This is a genomic window from Microvirga zambiensis WSM3693 (assembly GCF_016735695.1).
Classification (GTDB): Bacteria; Pseudomonadota; Alphaproteobacteria; order Rhizobiales; family Beijerinckiaceae; genus Microvirga; species Microvirga zambiensis.
Genome location: NZ_JAERQD010000014.1, coordinates 71451 through 89909, shown reverse-complemented (window position 1 = coordinate 89909; position 18459 = coordinate 71451). Strand labels below are relative to the sequence as shown.

At 63.5% G+C, this 18459-nt stretch carries 12 protein-coding genes and 1 pseudogene; all 13 read left to right on the top strand.

Translation table 11 applies throughout. From position 1 onward, the window contains the following. Nucleotides 1-21: 21 nt before the first annotated feature. The 13 genes and pseudogenes from JKL46_RS13065 (at nt 22) to metF (ending at nt 18435) form a co-directional block, all read left to right on the top strand. The gene (locus JKL46_RS13065) at nt 22-1896 is read left to right on the top strand and encodes an ABC transporter ATP-binding protein (protein ID WP_201833378.1); all 1875 of its coding nucleotides are present in this window, start codon (nt 22-24) and stop codon (nt 1894-1896) included. 29 nt (nt 1897-1925) lie between these two features. Then, entirely contained in the window at nt 1926-3452 is a 1527-nt protein-coding gene (locus tag JKL46_RS13060; RefSeq protein ID WP_201833376.1) for an ABC transporter substrate-binding protein, read from the top strand. 186 nt (nt 3453-3638) lie between these two features. Beyond that, nucleotides 3639-4562, top strand: a complete 924-nt coding sequence (locus tag JKL46_RS13055) for an ABC transporter permease subunit (protein WP_201833375.1) — start codon at nt 3639-3641, stop codon at nt 4560-4562. 4 nt (nt 4563-4566) lie between these two features. Next, nucleotides 4567-5424 (top strand): ABC transporter permease, encoded by an 858-nt coding sequence (locus JKL46_RS13050; protein ID WP_201833374.1) that lies wholly within the window; start codon nt 4567-4569, stop codon nt 5422-5424. Then, entirely contained in the window at nt 5421-7169 is a 1749-nt protein-coding gene (locus JKL46_RS13045) for a M14 family zinc carboxypeptidase (RefSeq protein WP_201833373.1), read from the top strand. The genes JKL46_RS13050 and JKL46_RS13045 overlap by 4 nt, the downstream gene beginning before the upstream one ends. A 222-nt stretch (nt 7170-7391) precedes the next feature. Further along, nucleotides 7392-8582: pseudogene (locus JKL46_RS36845) on the top strand (glycoside hydrolase family 113); the annotation flags it as partial. A gap of 183 nt (nt 8583-8765) precedes the next feature. Continuing rightward, a complete protein-coding gene (locus JKL46_RS36840; RefSeq protein WP_425493264.1) occupies nt 8766-9716 on the top strand; it encodes a calcium-binding protein in 951 nt (316 codons plus the stop codon). Between the two features lie 146 nt (nt 9717-9862). Next, a complete protein-coding gene (locus JKL46_RS13030) occupies nt 9863-11206 on the top strand; it encodes an erythromycin esterase family protein (RefSeq protein WP_201833370.1) in 1344 nt (447 codons plus the stop codon). 1088 nt (nt 11207-12294) lie between these two features. After that, the gene (gene ettA, locus JKL46_RS13025) at nt 12295-13947 is read left to right on the top strand and encodes an energy-dependent translational throttle protein EttA (protein WP_201833369.1); all 1653 of its coding nucleotides are present in this window, start codon (nt 12295-12297) and stop codon (nt 13945-13947) included. Beyond that, nucleotides 13948-14634: an SDR family oxidoreductase gene (locus JKL46_RS13020; RefSeq protein WP_201833368.1), complete on the top strand. Its 687-nt coding sequence runs from the start codon at nt 13948-13950 to the stop codon at nt 14632-14634. It abuts the gene before it with no gap. An 80-nt stretch (nt 14635-14714) separates the two neighbouring features. Continuing rightward, entirely contained in the window at nt 14715-16193 is a 1479-nt protein-coding gene (locus JKL46_RS13015; RefSeq protein WP_201833367.1) for an AMP nucleosidase, read from the top strand. Between the two features lie 323 nt (nt 16194-16516). Continuing rightward, on the top strand, nt 16517-17530 hold the full coding sequence (locus tag JKL46_RS13010; RefSeq protein WP_201833366.1) for a metalloregulator ArsR/SmtB family transcription factor: 1014 nt from the start codon (nt 16517-16519) through the stop codon (nt 17528-17530). Next, complete coding sequence (gene metF, locus JKL46_RS13005; RefSeq protein ID WP_201833365.1) at nt 17530-18435, top strand: methylenetetrahydrofolate reductase [NAD(P)H]; 906 nt, start codon at nt 17530-17532, stop codon at nt 18433-18435. The genes JKL46_RS13010 and metF overlap by 1 nt, the downstream gene beginning before the upstream one ends. Nucleotides 18436-18459 lie beyond the last annotated feature (24 nt).

Genomic DNA, 18459 nt, shown 5'->3' with positions numbered 1-18459 from the left:
CCTTTGCAAGAGCGTGGATGGATGTCGGACACAGCCAATCGTCAATCTCAAGCTCTCCTGTCGGTCCGCTCCCTTTCGGTGGAGTTCGGCACGGGGAGCGGAGCCTTCAAGGCCGTCAAGGAGGTCAGCTTCGATGTGCAGCCGGGCAAGACCCTGGCGGTCGTCGGGGAATCCGGATCCGGCAAATCGGTCACCTCTCTCGCGATCATGCGCCTGACCGATTACACGGGCGGGCGCATCACCAACGGGCAGGTGCTGTTTCGACCTGACGGCGGCGAGGCCATCGATCTCGTCAAGGCCTCCGACAACAAACTCCGGGAGATCCGCGGCAACGACATCGCGATGATCTTTCAGGAGCCGATGACCTCGCTGAATCCGGTCTTCACGATCGGCAACCAGATTTCAGAGACCCTGATCCTGCACCAGGGCCTCACCGGGCGCGATGCGCGCCTGCGGGCGAAGGAACTGCTGCAGAAGGTACGCCTGCCGGATGCGGACAAGCTGCTCGACCGCTATCCGCACCAGCTCTCCGGCGGCATGCGCCAGCGCGTGATGATCGCCATGGCGCTCGCCTGCAATCCCAAGCTCCTGATCGCCGACGAGCCGACGACGGCGCTCGACGTGACGATCCAGGCGCAGATCCTCAACATCATCCGCGACCTGCAACAGGAAATGGGCACCGCCGTGATCTTCATCACCCATGACATGGGCGTGGTGGCCGAGATGGCCGACGACGTGGTGGTGATGTGGAAGGGCGAGAAGGTGGAGCAGGCGCCGGTGCGCGACATCTTCTCGGCACCCCAGCACCCTTACACCCGCGCGCTTCTCTCCGCCGTGCCGCGCCTGGGCAGCCTCACGGGCCAGCCCCTGCCGAAGCGCACGCCGGTGATGGTCATGGACGGTGGTGTGGCAAAGCCCGTCGGCGGCACGCACGAGCAGAACACCGCCGATTACACCAAGCCCATTCTCGAGGTGGAGAAGCTCACCACACGCTTCGATGTCGGCAAGACATTTTTCGGCCGGGTGACTCATCGCGTCCATGCGGTGGAGGAAGTCAGCTTCGATATCTATCCCGGCGAGACGCTGGCGCTGGTCGGCGAATCCGGCAGCGGCAAGTCCACCATCGGGCGCACCCTACAGCAGCTCGTCGAGCCGACCGGCGGCACGGTGCGCTTCGACGGGCGCGACATGGCGGCCATGAGCCACGGCGACCGGAGGCGCCTGCGCCAGGAGATCCAGTACATCTTCCAGGATCCCTTCGCCTCCCTCGATCCGCGCCATACCGTCGGCTACAGCATCGCCGAGCCGATCATCGTCCACGGCCTGATCAACGACAGAAAGGCGCGCGAGCGGCGCGTGCACGAACTTCTGGAGCAGGTCGGCTTGCAGCCGCAACATGCCAAGCGCTACCCGCATGAGTTCTCGGGAGGCCAGCGCCAGCGCATCTGCATCGCACGCGCGCTCGCCAGCAATCCGAAGCTCGTGATCGCGGACGAATCCGTATCGGCGCTCGACGTGTCGATCCAGGCGCAGATCGTCAACCTGCTCATGGAGCTGCAAGAGAAAAGACGCCTGTCCTATCTCTTCATCACCCACGACATGGCCGTGGTGGAGAAGATCAGCCATCGCGTCGCCGTGATGTATCTCGGCCAGATCGTCGAGCTCGGATCGCGTCAGGCGATCTTCGAGAACCCGCAGCATTCCTACACCCGCAAGCTGCTCTCGGCGGTGCCCATCGCCGACCCGCAGCGCGAGCGGGCGAAGATGCGGATCGAGGGCGAGATTCCGAGCCCGGTGCGCCCTGTCGGTCAGGAGCCGGCCATTCATCGCATGCGCGAGGTCGAGCCCGGTCACTGGGTCGCGATCGAGACCGATCAGCTTCGCGGAGCGGCATGACAATAGGTTTTCCAGAGGGAGACAATAAGATGAAGTTCTCTACCACCATCAAAGCGCTCGGCCTCACGGCCGCTGTCGTGTTGGCGCCGCTGATGGCGTCCGGTGCACAAGCCGCCGGCACGATCACGGTCGCGACGACCATCGATCCCGGCAGCTGGGACCCGATCGATACGTTCATCGTGCCGTGGTCCTCCGCAGCCAACAACATCTATGACGGCCTGACATCGCGCGGGCCGGACATGAAGCTCCAGCCGGCCCTGGCGACGTCCTGGGAATTCCTCGACAACAACAACCGCATCCGCTTCAAGCTGCGCCAGAACGTGAAGTTCCACAACGGCGAGCCCTTCAACGCGGCGGCCGTCAAGTTCACCTTCGACCGCCTGCTCGGAGACGAAGGCAAGAAGGGACCGCAGCAGTCGAACTACACCTCGATCACCAAGGTCGAGATCGTCGACGACTATACGGTGGACTTCATCATGAAGCAGCCCGATCCGGTGCTGCTGACGAAGCTTGCAGGCTATGGCGGCATGATCGTGCCGCCGAAATACATCCAGGAAAAGGGCGATGCCTATTTCAACCTGAATCCCGTGGGCACGGGGCCGTTCAAGTTCGTGGAATACACGCCGAAGGTGAACCTCGTTCTCGAGGCCTTCCCTGAGCATTGGGCCGGCGCGCCGAAGCTCGACAAGGTCGTGACCCGGTTCATTCCCGAAGCCAATACGCAGGTTGCCGAACTCCAGGCAGGCCGTGTCGACGTCGCGACCCTGATCCCCTTCGGCCTTGCGCCGACAGTGGAGAAGAGCCCGAACCTGACCCTCGTCAGCATCACCGGCCCGACTGTCGTTTCGCTTCGCCTGAACACCAAGGAAGGCATCACCAAGGACGTGAATGTGCGCAAGGCGCTCATCATGGGTGTCGACCGTGACGCGATCATCAAGGCGGTCCTGCTCGGCCACGGCAAGCCGATCGCAAGCTTCCAGTCCGATCTGTCCTTCGGCAACGATCCCGCCATGAAGCCGCTGCCCTTCGATCTCGCCAAGGCGAAGCAGATGCTGCAGCAGGCAGGCGTGCAGCCCGGTGCGCCGGTGCGGATCGACTTCCGCGGTAACGACGCGACCTTCCGCGAGGTGGCGCAGGCGGCGGCCGGCTATTTCCAGGCGCTCGGTCTCAAGCCCGCGGTTCAGCCGCACGAGGTTTCGGTTCTGCTCAACGACATCATTCCGAACGGCAAGACCGGTGAGGCCTGGCACAATGCCTGGGGCGGCTGGACCTTCGACTACGACAACACTGCTTATCTGATGTATCACTCGGGCGAGAAGTGGAATCCCTACGACAACGACCCCAAGCTGAACGCTCTCCTGGAGAAGCAGCGCACGATGTATGACGTGAAGGAGCGCGAGAAGGTTCTGCAGGAGGTCGCACGTTACGTGGCCGATCAGGCTCTCGAAATCCCGCTCTACAACCAGAACACCGTGATCGGCGTGAACAAGCGGGTGAAGAACTTCGTTCCCCCGGCCGATCTGCGCTTCCGCTTCAACGATGTGACGGTTGAATAAGCGCGGTCACATCCGCAATCGAGAAGGCGCCACGCTAGCGCATCGTGCGGAAAAGTGGATTCGGTTTTCCGCTCCGGGCGATGCGCTGCTTCAGAGATTGAGCATCGAATGGATCCCAAAAGTGGTTTCCACTTTTGGGTCCGATGCTCTGGCGGCGCCTTTTTACAAGAACAAGAAGGAACCCCCGTGGCGGGATTTATTCTCAAGAGATTGCTGCAGGCCGTTTTCGTGGTCCTCGCGGTAACGCTGATCGTCTCTTTCGCGATCAGATTGTCCGGCGATCCCGCCGTGATGCTGGTGGGTGGCGCCGGCAGCGTGAGCGAGCAGGACCTGCAGAACATCCGGCAGGCGCTCGGTCTCGAACGACCGTTCTACGTGCAATATTTCAGCTTTCTCGAAGGAATTCTGACCGGCGATTTCGGCAAGAGCTTCATGGGCGGCACGCCGGTGTCCCTGCTGATCAAGAATGCGCTGCCCGCAACGCTTCTGTTGGCCTTCGCCTCGCTGATCACGTCGATCATCCTTTCCGTCCCTCTCGGCATCTATGCCGCCGTGAACCGCGGCCGCTGGCCGGATCAGGCGATCCGCATCCTGTCGCTGGTCGGCCTGTCCTTCCCGAATTTCTGGCTCGCCATCATGATGGTTCTGTTTTTCTCCATCATGCTCGGGCTGCTGCCGCCGAGCGGCATGGAGGGTCCCGAGAGCTTCGTCATGCCGGCGCTCACCATGGCGATCATCCTCACCGCCACGAATGTGCGCCTCGTGCGGACCTCCATGCTGGAGACGCTGTCGCAGCAATACATCATGGTGGCGCGCTCGAAGGGGCTGCGCGATCGCGTCGTGCTCTACAAGCATGCCCTGCGCAATTCGGCCATTCCGCTCGTTACCTATATCGGCCTGCAGTTCGGCGGCCTCATCGGCGGCATCGTGATCATCGAGCGGGTGTTCAACTGGCCGGGCATGGGCACGCTCGCCTTCGATGCCATCGCGAACCGCGATTATCCGGTGCTGCAGGGCACGATCACGGTGCTCGCGCTCTTCATCGTTCTCATCAACCTCCTGGTCGATATCGCCTACGGGCTGATCGACCCGCGCATCCGGACGGAGTGAGCCCATGGCTGCCGCTCAGGCCCTATCGTCGGCGCGCCGGCACTTCCGATCCCTCGAGCTCGTTCTCGGCCTCCTGCTCGCCGGCGGCATGGGACTTGCCGTGCTGTTCTCCGGCTTCCTCTTTCCTGATGGCGGCGAGAGCATGGATCTCATGGCCCGCCTCATCCCGCCGTTCGAGAGCCTCGCCCATCCTCTCGGCACCGATCCGCTCGGCCGCGATGTGCTGGCGCGGGTGATCGTCGGCGGAAAGATTTCGCTCACCGTCGGCATTTTTTCCGTCCTGGGAGCCATGACCCTGGGAACGCTCATCGGCCTGATCGCCGGCTATTACCGGGGCTTCACCGAGGTCCTGCTGATGCGCTTTGCCGATATTCAGCTGGCGCTTCCCTTCATTCTCGTCGCCATCATGTTCCTCGCCATTCTCGGCACCGGAATCGACAAGGTGATCTTCTTCATGATCGTCGCGCAATGGGTGCAATATGCACGCCTCGTGCGCGGCTCCGTGCTGGCTTTGCGGGAACGGGAGTTCATCCTGTCCGCCCGTGCGATCGGCGTCGGCAATGTACGCATCATCTTTACGCATGTTCTGCCGAACGTGCTCGGTCCCATCGTCATCCTGATGACGCTGCAGGTGGCCAACAACATCCTTCTCGAAAGCAGCCTCACCTTCCTCGGTCTCGGTGTCGATCCGCTCATCCCGAGCTGGGGCGGCATGCTGGCCGACGGACGCACCTATCTTCAGACCGCCTGGTGGGTCAGCGTCTTCCCGGGGCTTGCGATCATGTTCACCGTGCTCGGCCTGAACCTTCTGGGCGATTGGCTGCGCGACCTTCTCGATCCGACAGGACAGACTTCACGATGACGATTTTGCTCGACGCGCGTATCCCGCGCACTCTCGATGGCCTCGTGCGGGATTGGGCGGCCGGCGACCATCGCGGCGTCACGCTCGAAGCTTGGCTCTTCGAAGACGAGGCTGCGCGGCGCAGGGCCGAACAGGTCTTTGCCGCTTCAGGCATCCATGCGCGGCTGCGCAGCGCCTACAAGCCTCTGCTCCATGCCTTTCTCGAAGAGTTCGACACGGCCGGGCTGGCGCGCGTGAGCGTGCGCTATCCGGTGCATGAAGAGGCCGACCGGTTGCGCTTCCTTTCGGAGGCCTATCCGCTCGCCGCGCTGTTCGACGGCGTCGAGATGCATTTCGAGCCGGGTGCCGCGGACATGACCTATTTCGTGACGCTGGAATACGGCAATGGCCGTGTCGCGGAGCATTCGGTCTTCGCACCCAACCGCCTGCGCACCAACCACCTCGATCAGATCGACCTGACCCTGACCGGTTGGCTGAAGGTCGCGGGCCGCGCCGATGACGGTTCCGATCTCGACGAGCCGCTGGAGACGGAGATCGAGCAGGTCTTTCACAATGTGATGAATGCCATCGCGGCGCATGACTGGCCCGCCAACGAGCCCTATGCGGAAACGATCGCCATCGACGTGACGATTCCCGGGATCGAGCGGGCGCTCGATTACGGCGACGAGGTCATGAGCACGCGCGAGGCGCTGCACGAGGATTTCTACTTCTCGCTGCTCGAGTTCTTCAAGCGGAAGTCGGGCCGTCCGCCCGAGGATCGCGGCGTGCAGCCGGGCCAGATCGTGCCCGACATCCGCGCAGGAGAGGGCGACGCGCATGTGCGCGTGGCTTTACGCCCCTTCGGCGTGCCGATGGATCCGGAGCGGCCGGAGCAGGATATCGAAACGGCGGACGCAGCGCCCAGCCTTGCGCAGATCCAGCGTGAACTCGCGGCTCTTCCCGGCGAGACATTCGAGGGCAATTCCCGGGAGGGGCGTCCGGTGCGCGGCATCTACCGCGCGGGATCGCGCCCGGCGGTTCTGGTCACCAGCGGCCAGCACGCCAACGAGACTTCCGCGCCTGTCGGCACCTTGAGGGCCGTGCGCCGGCTGCTCGCCAATCCGGAGGCCAACATCGCCTACATCCCGGTCGAGAACCCGGACGGCTATGCTCTGCATGGGCGTTTGTGCGAGGGCAGTCCCCGCCACATGCATCACGCCGCGCGCTACACCTCGCTCGGCAGCGATCTGGAATATGGCCGCAACGACCCTCTCTATGAGATCGGCGCCCGCAACCAGGCGCTCGCGATGTCCGGCGCGCAGCTGCATCTCAACCTGCATGGCTATCCCGCCCATGAATGGACGCGCCCCTTCACAGGCTATCTGCCGCGCGGCTTCGAGCTCTGGACGATCCCGAAAGGCTTCTTCGTCATCATCCGCCATCATCCTTCCTGGGCCGAGACGGCGCGGACATTGATCGAAGCGGTGACGAAAGGCCTTTCCGCCGTTCCGGGCCTTGCGGAGTTCAACCGTCGCCAGGTCGAGATCTGCTCGATCCATTCCGGCGGCGCGCCCTACGAGATCATCAACGACGTTCCCTGCCTGCTGACGCCTGACGAGCGGCACCCGACGCCGCTGACGCTGATCACGGAATTTCCGGACGAGACGATCTACGGCGATGCCTATCGCTTCGCCCACACCGTCCAGATGGCGACAGTCATCGCCGCCGAGGAAGCGTTCGCGTCGATCATGGCGCGGGTGGCATAATGCCTGCGGACAGGGCGATTACGTTGAGCAGCTCAACGACGCCCTGTCCGTGATCGCGCCCCTTTGCCGTTAGCGTCGGAAAGCCGCAGACAGGCCAGAATGCAAGGAATTCTTAGCAGAGGTCTCTTCTTTCGCACTTGCGAGCATATAACATAACGTTATATCAAGAATGTCATTCAATGGTGCTTGGCCGCCGAAGGCATTATCGCAGGGGCTTTTTTCATGCCGAAATTGTTCGATTTCCAGGCCGAAAGCCTTCCCTCCTGGTGGGACGGCAATTTCCGCATGCCGTGGACCAAGACCAATATCGACCTGATCCAGGGCGACGGCGCCTCGCAGCTGGTGATCGTGCCAACCGTCTATATGGATACCCTCACCTCGACCCGGGTCTACCGCGATAACGGCGACCCCGGCGGGTACAACACCGACGGCGCCCCGCGCACCGAAAGCGACGGCTCTATCGAAGAGGCGCTCAAATACGCACAGTCCCGCGGACTTGAAGTGATCTTCAAGCTGCACGTCAATATCCAGAACAGCGACTGGAACGCCCTCATCGGCCCGCCCGAGGGCTCGACTCCGGCTCAGGCCAGGCAATGGGCCGATGCATGGTTCGCTTCCTAAAAGGAGGCCGTGGTTCACTACGCCAAGCTGGCCCAGAAGAACGGCGTCACGGCTTTCGCCATCGGCAACGAATGCGAGAGCATGACCGGGTCGCAATATCGCGCATATTGGGTCGACATCATCGAGGCGGTGCGCGAGGTCTACAGCGGCCAGCTGACCTATGCCGCGACCTGGACCGAGGCGCTCCATGTGAGCTTCTGGGACAAGCTCGACTACGTCGGCGCCAATCCGTATATTTCGTTCACCGACAATCCCAACCCCACGCTGCAGCAGCTGATCGATGGCTGGACAAAGCCCTCGCCATTCTTCCATGTGCGCGATCCGATCGAGCAGGCCTTCGGCGAGAACATCTCCGCCATCGATGCCCTGCGCCGCGTGGCGCAGGAACATGGCAAGAAGCTGATCTTCACGGAGACCGGTTTCCGCAGCCTCGACGGCAGCAATTACGATCCCTGGACCTGGCGCAGCGGCCGCGTCGACGTGGTCGAGCAGGCCAACATGTTCAAGGCCTTCTACAAGATCATCACCGACCGGCTCGACGAAGGCTGGGTCGGCGGTTATTGGTTGTGGAACTACGATGCCGGTCAGATGGTATCCGATCCGAGTCCGGATGACGGCTACTACACCCATGGCAAGCTGGCCGATGTCATCGTCGAGCAGTATTTCAAGAACCCCGTTGCGGTGAAAGGCCAGCTTCTTTCCGGCACGGCCGGCAGCGATGCGCTGAGAGGCGGCTTCAACCACGACACGCTTTCCGGAGGTGCCGGCAACGACACGCTGCAGGGCAATGGCGGCGCGGATGTCTACATCTATGCCGGCGGCGAGGGGGCCGATGTCATTTTCGGGTTCGATCCGGTCCCGGGTGACCGGATCGTCCTGAACAATGTCGGGGTCACGCGCTTCGCTGATCTACAGATCAGCCATATCGCCGGTGGCTACGTCATCGCCTTCGGCGGCGGCAACAGCCTGACGATCATGACCGTCGCGACGCTGGATGCAGCGTGGTTCTCGTTCAACGGCAGCGGCCAGTCCGGCGCCTCGACGAAGCCGACGACCGGAAATGACGAGATCACAGGCGGTGCGACGAAATCCGATCTGATCGACGCCCTCAAGGGCGACGACCTGATCGACGGTCTCGGCGGCAACGACACGCTCCGCGGCGGCGAGGGCGACGACACAATCTATGGCGGCACCGGCAACGACGCGCTCTACGGCAATGCCGGTGACGATTATGTGGAAGGTGGCGACGGCATCGACCGGCTCTATGGCGGCGATGGCCTCGACATCCTCTATGGCGGCGCCGGCAACGACCAGGTGAGGGGCGAAGAAGGCGACGACATGCTCTACGGAGACGACGGCACCGATATCCTGCACGGGGACAACGGCTACGATCTTCTCGATGGCGGCAACGGCGACGACAAGCTTTATGGCGAAGCGGGCGACGACCAGATCGTCGGAGGCGAGGGCAACGACGTCATCCAGGGTGGCGCCGATAACGATACGCTCGAGGGCGAGAACGGCGACGACAAGCTCTATGGCGGCGACGGCAAGGATGTGCTCCTCGGCTGGTTCGGCATGGACCAGCTCTGGGGCGGCGCGGGTGACGACGTGCTCGATCCCGGCGCCGGCAACGACAAGCTCTGGGGTGGCTTGGGCGAAGACCGCTACGTTTTCAACTCCGACATGGGCCAGGACATCGTCTACGACTTCAAGCCGAAGCAGAATGAGATGCTGCTGATCCGTCACAACATCAATCATTCCGGCATCGTCGATTTCGACACGCTCAAGCCCCACATGAAGCAGGCGGGTGCCGACGTCGTGATGGATCTCGGCAAGGGCGAGTATCTCGGCGGCGACGATCGGCTGACGCTGGTCAATGTCCGGCTTGCAGACCTCAAGGCCGAGCATTTCTACTTCTATTGGTAGTCGCTCCCGATAGAGAATGACGAACGGCCGGGACATGTCCCAGCCGCTGCGCTTTGTGCGCCTCGGATTGCGATGGGAACAAGCGCCGCTGCCCTGTCGTTCTCCGCGCAACGATGGGCATCCGCCCGGATCTCGGGAGATGGCGCATGGCCCGCCTGTCATGGAAGCAGAGCGAGAACGAAGCGTCGATCCGCGAAGCTGTCGATCTCGTCCGCGAGCACGGTGAGTCATTGCCGCCGATCGAAGAGGATGAAGCCTTCGGCGGCATGTTCGACCGCTTCGCCGACGCCAAGGTTGTGCTTCTTGGAGAGGCGACCCACGGCACGTCGGAATTCTATCGCGCCCGCGCTGCAATTACGAAGCGGCTGATCACACGGCACGGCTTCGACATCGTCGCCGTGGAAGCCGACTGGCCCGAGGCGGCGCGCATCGATGCCTATGTCCGACATCGCCATGTACCGAACGGCGACGACGCTGCCTTCGAGCGCTTTCCGACCTGGATGTGGCGCAACGAAGAAGTGGCCGATTTCATCAACTGGATGCGCGAGTACAACCGCGACATCGCCGAGGACGAGCGCGCAGAATTCCGTGGCCTCGACGTCTACAGCCTGAGCGCGTCCATCCGCTCCGTGCTTGATTATCTCGACCGGGTCGATCCCGGAGCCGCGAGGGAGGCGAGGGGACGCTACGGTTGTCTCAGTCCCTGGCAATCCGACCCGGCACGCTATGGCCGCGCGGTCCTCACCGGGCAGAAGAAGCCCTGCGACGAGGCATTGCTGCGCCAGCTTCAGGATATTCTCGACAAGCGGATGGAGTATCTCCAGGCCGATGGCGGCGAGGAATTCTTCGATGCCGTCCAGAACGCCAAGATCGTGCATGCCGCCGAGCATTACTATCGGATCATGTACGAAGGCGCGACGGAATCGTGGAACCTGCGCGACCGCCACATGTTCGAGACGCTGCAGAGCCTGCTGGCGCGTCGCGACAACGCCAAGGCCGTTATCTGGGCGCACAACTCGCATATCGGCAATGCAGCTGCGACCGCGATGGGCTGGCAGGGCGAGTTCAACATCGGCGAGCTCTGCCGCAAGGCCTATCGCAGCGAGGCGGTGCTGATCGGGTTCGGAACGGATCGCGGAACGGTAGCCGCTGCCGACGACTGGGACGAGCCCGTGCAGGTCAAGGATGTGCGACCCGCCCGGCCCGACAGCCACGAGCGCATCTTTCGGGATTCTGGCCTCGGGTGCTTCCTGACCGATTGGCGGGAGAACGGCCAGGCCGAATTGACTGCGGTTCTCTCTCGGCCCCGTCTGGAACGCGCCATCGGCGTGATCTACCGGCCGGAGACGGAACTCTACAGCCATTATTTCGAAGCCATCCTGGCCGAGCAGTTCGACGCTTTTGTCTGGTTCGACGAGACGAAGGCGGTCACGCCGCTGAGCCATGCCCTTGGCAAGGGCATGCCGGAGACCTATCCGTTCGGGCTTTGACGCGGACATAACCCTCCCCCCTCTGCGGGGGAGGGTGACCCTCGCGTCGGCGAGGGTCGGGGGAGGGGGATTGACTTATGTCACACGCCCCCTGCGACGTCATCACCGTACCCTCGACGTCATCCCCGGACTTGTTCCGGGGACCCACGCCTTGGATGCACTGCGGTTCTCGAAGACGTGGGTGGCCGCACCAAGTGCGGCCATGACGGTGACGGGCGAAGTGCGAACCCTCCCCCTCTGCGGGGGAGAGTGGCGAACGCCAGTGAGCCGGGAGAGGGGGGCACCATGGTCAAGCACAGCCCCTCTCCCGGCCCCCTCTGCCGTCATTCCCGCGCTTGTCGCGGGTATCCACGTCTTCTGCAGCGTTGTGGGTCCAAGACGTGGGTGGCCGGGACAAGCCCGGCCATGACGGCGAGGGGCGGGGATGGGGGCGAGGGCAACGTTATGTTCTTTCTTTGTTCTTGACATAGTTCCTAAGCTGGGCTATATCATTCGCCATCCCCGCCTGACGAGGGGCGCGCTCGCGAGGCGTCGCAAGAACGGGGCGGAGAACGGTCCCGCCGCAGGCCTCGCAAGCCGGTGATCGCGGGTGGCCGGCCCGGGCTTGATCCGGGTCAGCTGAAACAAACCGTGTGCGACGAGCAATCCGGCTCTGAGCATTTCACACACAAAAGCGAGCCGGGCTGCCATTCGCGCCTCCCTCGACCTTGACGGCTCGCAGCACCCGCTGCGGGCCAAAAGGTGCTGGCTCATGCTCTTTGGCACCCTCATCGTCATGGCCGCACTTGTTGCGGCCACCCACGCCTTGAGGAACCGCCACGCTGCAGAAGACGTGGGTCCCCGGCACAAGGCCGGGGATGACGTTGGAGGAGAGGGATGACGGGGGAGGGTGTCATCCCGGACGAAGCGGAGCGGAGATCCGGGATCCATAGCCAAGACCTCGAACCAGCCTGGCACCGTCGGCGCATCTGTATTCGCCAGTCAGCTGGCAGGGGATCATGGCGGCACTCCCCGCCTTGCCCCGATCGCCTGCCCCTGATAACTGACGCCCAACTCCATTCACATCTCGATCAAGCAGGGCTTTTCCCGTGTCCCGTCAGTTCATCTACCACATGCGTGGCCTCTCCAAGACCTATTCGGGCGGCAAGAAGGTCCTGGATAATATTCATCTCTCCTTCTATCCGGATGCCAAGATCGGCGTGCTCGGCGTCAACGGCGCCGGTAAGTCGACCCTGCTGCGCATCATGGCCGGCACCGATACGGACTGGACCGGCGAAGGCTGGGTCTCAGAGGGCGCTCGGGTCGGCTACCTGCCGCAGGAGCCGCAGCTCGACCCGTCGAAGAACGTGCGCGAGAACGTCATGGAGGGTGTGGCCGCCAAGAAGGCGATCCTCGACCGCTACAACGACCTTGCCATGAACTACTCCGAGGAGACGGCGGACGAGATGACCCGTCTCCAGGACGAGATCGAGGCCAAGGGCCTGTGGGATCTCGATTCCCAGGTCGATCAGGCCATGGACGCCTTGCGCTGCCCGCCGGACGACTGGTCCGTGGACAAGCTTTCGGGCGGCGAGCGCCGCCGCGTGGCCTTGTGCAAGCTGCTCCTGGAACAGCCCGAACTGCTGCTCCTCGATGAGCCGACCAACCATCTGGATGCCGAGACGACCGCCTGGCTCGAAGGGCATCTGCGCAACTATCCGGGCGCGATCCTGATCGTCACCCACGACCGCTACTTCCTCGACAACGTGACGGGCTGGATCCTCGAGCTCGACCGCGGCCGCGGCATCCCTTACGAGGGCAATTACTCGTCCTGGCTCGAGCAGAAGCAGAAGCGCCTGGCGCAGGAGGGCCGCGAGGAAGAGGCCCGCCAGCGGACTCTCGAGCGCGAGCGCGAGTGGGTGTCGGCCTCGCCGAAGGCCCGCCAGGCCAAGTCGAAGGCCCGTATCCAGCGCTACGAGGACCTTGTGGCCAAGGCCAGCGAGAAGGGCCCGACGACCGCCCAGATCATCATCCCGATCGCCGAGCGCTTAGGCAACAACGTCATCGAGTTCGACAACCTCGAGAAGGCCTTCGACGACAAGCTCCTCATCGACGGCCTGTCCTTCAAGCTGCCGCCGGGCGGCATCGTCGGCGTCATCGGTCCGAACGGCGCCGGCAAGACGACCCTGTTCCGTATGATCACTGGGCAGGAGCAGCCGGACGAGGGCTCGATCCAGATCGGCGAGAGCGTGAAGCTCGGCTATGTCGACCAGAGCCGCGACTCGCTCGATGCCAACAAGACGCTGTACGAGGAGATCTCCGGCGGCAACGAGATCCTCTATCTCGGAAAGCGCGAGATCAACGCCCGCGCCTATTGCTCGGCCTTCAACTTCAAGGGGGCCGACCAGCAGAAGAAGGTCGGCGTGCTCTCCGGCGGCGAGCGCAACCGCGTGCACCTCGCCAAGATCCTGAAGTCGGGCGCCAACGTCCTCCTCCTCGACGAGCCCACCAACGATCTCGACGTGGACACGCTTCGCGCGCTCGAAGAGGCGCTGGAGGATTACGCAGGCTGCGCCGTGATCATCTCGCACGACCGCTGGTTCCTCGACCGCATCGCCACCCACATCCTCGCCTTCGAGGGCGACAGCCACGTGGAATGGTTCGAGGGCAACTTCGCCGATTACGAGGAGGACAAGAAGCGCCGCCTCGGCACGGATTCCACGATCCCGCACCGGATCAAGTACAAGAAGTTCTCGCGGTAAATGGGGACATATCTCGTCACGGGCATCGGACGCGGGATCGGGTGTGAGCTCGCCCGCATCCTTTTGCATCGTGGCGATCGCGTGATCGGCACTCTGCGCGATCCGAACCAGACGCTGCCGGAATGGAGCGAGTTCATCGCAGGCGGACAGCTCATGCTGCTCGCGCTCGATGTCCGGGATGACGCTTCCATTCGCGCGGCGGCTGCAAGTCTCGACGGATCCATCGACGTTCTCGTCAACAATGCCGGCGTGATCGGTTCGCAGCGGCAATCGACGCTGGATATGGACTTCAACGGATTTCTCGAGATCCTGAACGTGAACACCCTCGGCCCCTTGCGGATAGTCCAGGCGTTCCTGCCGCACTTGAAGCGCTCGAAGGCGGCCAAGATCGTCACCATCAGCAGCCGCATGGGCTCCCTATCCTACGCGAAGTCCGACCGCATCGCCTATCGCGCCTCCAAGGCGGCCGTGAACAAGGTGATGCAGGGACTTGCGACCGATCTCCGCGAGGATGGGATCGTCGCGATCTCGGTGCATCCCGGATGGGTCCAGACCGATATGGGCGGCTCGGGCGCGGATATTTCCGTAGGGGAAAGTGCAGCTGGTCTGGTGAGGCTGATCGACCGGCTGAGCCTGGATGATACGGGTGGGTTCTTCGACTGGCAGGGAGCGCGAGTCTCATTCTGACCGCTCAACCCGGTTGGGTTCTTCGGCGAAACAGTGTATGACCCTTGAGGCACGAGAGACATAAGAAGAGAAGATATTACGTGCCAGCCGATCAGATCTCCACCTTCCAATCCGTCGCCACACCCGAAGAAGCCGTCGAGCGGCTCATCGCGCTCCATGACAGCGCCATCGAGGCCCAGCGCCAGGCGCTGGAGCATTTCTTCGCCACCGGGGTCGCCCCTACGCCCCTCGAACGATCCCGCTTCCGTTATCCGGAGCTGCGCCTCCACTATCGCTCGACATCCCTGCCGCCGGTGAAGCAGCGGGCCTATGCCAAGTTTCAGGGGCCGGGGATCTACGCGACCACGATCACCCAGCCGGCCTTCTACCGAACCTATCTGCTGGAGCAGCTGCATCACCTGGTGCGCGATTACGGGGCGACCATGGAGGTCGGGGTCAGCGATCAGGAAATCCCGTATCCTTACGTGTTCGAGCGGGGTGATGAGCTCGGTCGCGGCGCGCATTCCGCATCGGAACTCGCCCAGCATTTCCCGACCCCGCTGCTCGCCAAGGTCGGCGACGAGATTGCCGACGGCACCTGGGTTTTCCACGACGACGAGCCGCGGCCGCTGGCGCTCTTCGATGCCGCCCGGGTGGATTATTCGCTGCGCCGTCTCGTTCACTATACCGGCAGCGACTGGCGCTGCGCCCAGCCCTGGATCCTGCTGACCAACTACCACCGCTATGTGGACCAGTTCATCCGCTGGGCAGTCAAGGAGCTGGCGAACGAAGAGGGGCCCTATACAAGACTCGTCCTGCCCGGCGGGATCACCATAGAGCGGGGCCTCGACGAGTCGGTCGTCGAGGAGCTGATCGGCTCCTCGCCCTGGCACCGCTTCCAGATGCCGGCCTATCACCTGGTCCACAAGGACGGGCATGGGGTGACGCTGGTCAATATCGGCGTCGGGCCGTCGAATGCGAAGAACATCACCGACCATCTGGCGGTGCTGCGGCCCCATTGCTGGCTCATGGTCGGGCATTGCGGCGGCCTGCGTCAGTCCCAATCCATCGGCGATTACGTTCTCGCCCACGGCTATCTCCGGCGCGACCATATTCTGGACAGCGCGGTGCCACCGGAAATCCCGATCCCGGCGCTGGCGGAAATTCAGGTCGCCTTGCAGGACGCGGCGGTCCAGGTAACCGGCGAGCGCGGCGAAGAGCTGAAGCGGCGCCTGCGCACCGGCACGGTGGTGACCTATGACGACCGCAACTGGGAGCTGCGCTGGAGCCAGGAGCGGCGCCAGATCAACCTCTCCCGCGCTATCGCGGTGGATATGGAAAGCGGCACCATTGCGGCCCAGGGCTACCGCCTGCGCGTGCCCTACGGCACCTTGCTCTGCGTCTCCGACAAGCCGCTGCATGGGGAGATCAAGCTGCCGGGTGCGGCCAATGCCTTCTACGAGCGCGCCGTGAGCGAGCACCTCATGATCGGCCTGGCGGCGCTCGATATCCTCAAAGGGCAAAGGTCGTCGCTTCATTCGCGCAAGCTGCGCAGCTTCGACGAGCCGCCGTTCCGGTAAAGCACTGATGCGCTTCCACGTCATCACCTCCTCGGACTTGATCCGGGGATCAGTGCCGGTGATCTCGATTAAGAAAAGCGCGGCGCTTTACCGTATCGAGATGGCCGGCACAAGGCCGGCCATGACGTGACGGGTGTTATCCCCGGCGGCCGAAGGCCGGGAAGGGGATCCACGACCGAGCGCGACACTTTGAATTCCCTTCCCCTCCGCTGACGCTCCGGCCGGGAATGACAAGGATAGTCACTTCCGGGGCCAAGCCTCCGCTTGCTCTGCTTTCAAAATACATATAAATATATCTTTATATGTAAGAGCGAGTTTTGGCTGTGCCCGACACCCCGTCTCCATCGCTGGATCTGACCCTGGATGTCCTGCGGGCCGCCGCCGAGGAGACGCGTCTGCGGATCCTGGCCCTGCTGACCGAAGGAGAGCTCTCCGTTTCGGATCTCACGGACATTCTGGGGCAGTCGCAGCCGCGCATCTCCCGTCATCTCAAGCTTCTGGTCGAGGCCGGCCTCGTGGAGCGGCACCGGGAAGGAGCCTGGGCCTTCTTCCGGCTCACCGACCGTGGGGTGGCACTTAGCATCATTCGCCCGACGATCGAGAGCCTCGACCGCTCCGACCCGCAGCTGCTGGAGGACAGGACCCGGCTCGACGCCGTGCGCGCCCAGCGCTCGCAGACCGCGCAGGCCTTCTTCTCCCGTCTTGCCCCGGAATGGGACCGCATCCGCTCCCTGCATGCGCCTGAAGTCGTGGTCGAGGCCGCTGTGCTCGATGCGCTGGGACCGGCCAGGATCCGCAACCTCGTCGATCTCGGCACCGGCACCGGCCGCATGGTACAATTGCTGGCACCGCGTGCCGGTAGGACGGTGGGACTCGATGCCAGTCACGCCATGCTCTCCGTGGCTCGTGCCAATCTCGAGAAGGCGGGCTTGAGGGGCATCGAGCTGCGCCAGGGCGACATCTACGCGCCTCCATTCCCGCGCGACACTTTCGACCTCGTCGTCATCCATCAGGTGCTGCACTACCTGGACGATCCGGCTCGGGCGATCCGCGAGGCTGCGCGCCTCGTGGCGCCGGGCGGACGCATCCTCGTGGTCGATTTCGCGCCTCATAATCTCGAGTTCCTGCGCGAGGCCCAGGCCCATCGCCGCCTCGGCTTCGCGCCTGCCCAGGTCGCCGGCTGGCTCGACGAGGCGGGGCTCGACTGCACCCTCAGCCGCGAGATCGCTCCGCCGAGAAAAGGCGACGAACAATTGACCGTATCACTTTGGCTTGGCCAGGATCGCCGTGTGGTGACGGATTGGCCCATGAACGAACCCGACAGAGAGGTCGCCTGATGTCACCGCTCACCCTCCGCCCCAGCCGGCAGATCGCCGCGCCGATCAAGGTGTCCTTCGAGTTCTTCCCGCCGAAGACGCCGGAGATGGAAACGACCCTCTGGGCGTCGATCCAGCGTCTCGCGCCGCTCAATCCGCAATTCGTTTCCGTGACCTACGGCGCCGGCGGCTCCACGCGCGAGCGCACCCATGCGACAGTCTCCCGCCTCGTGCAGGAAACGCAGCTGAAGCCGGCGGCGCATCTGACCTGCGTAGCCGCGACCAGCGGGGAAGTGGACGACGTCGTGCGTTCCTATTGGGATGCGGGCGTGCGCCATATCGTGGCTTTGCGCGGGGATCCGGCCGGCGGCATCGGCACGGCCTATGCGCCGCATCCCGGCGGATACCGGCAGACCTGCGATCTCGTCGCCGGCATCAAGGCCATCGGCGACTTCGAGGTGTCCGTTTCCGCCTATCCGGAGAAGCATCCCGAAGCGGCCTCGCTCGAAGCGGATATCGACGTGCTTCAGGCGAAGGTCGATTGCGGGGCGGACCGGGCCATCACCCAGTTCTTCTTCGACAACGATCACTACTTCCGCTATCTCGACCGCGTCCGCGCGCGCGGCATCGACATCCCGATCGTGCCCGGCATCGTGCCCGTGCAGAACTTCAAGCAGACGGCGAATTTCGCCTCGAAGACCGGTGCGAGCGTGCCCGATTGGCTCGCCGCCCGCTTCGAGGGCCTCGAGAACGACGTCGAGACCCGCAAGCTCGTCGCCGCAGCGGTCGCCGCCGAGCAGGTCATCGACCTCGTCGACCGCGGCGTGAACGAGTTCCACTTCTATACGATGAACCGCGCCGATCTGGTCTATGCCATCTGTCACCTCCTCGGCCTGCGCGATCAGAGCGTAAAGGTAGCTGCTTAAGTGTTTCGATGCCCGGCCCTGGCG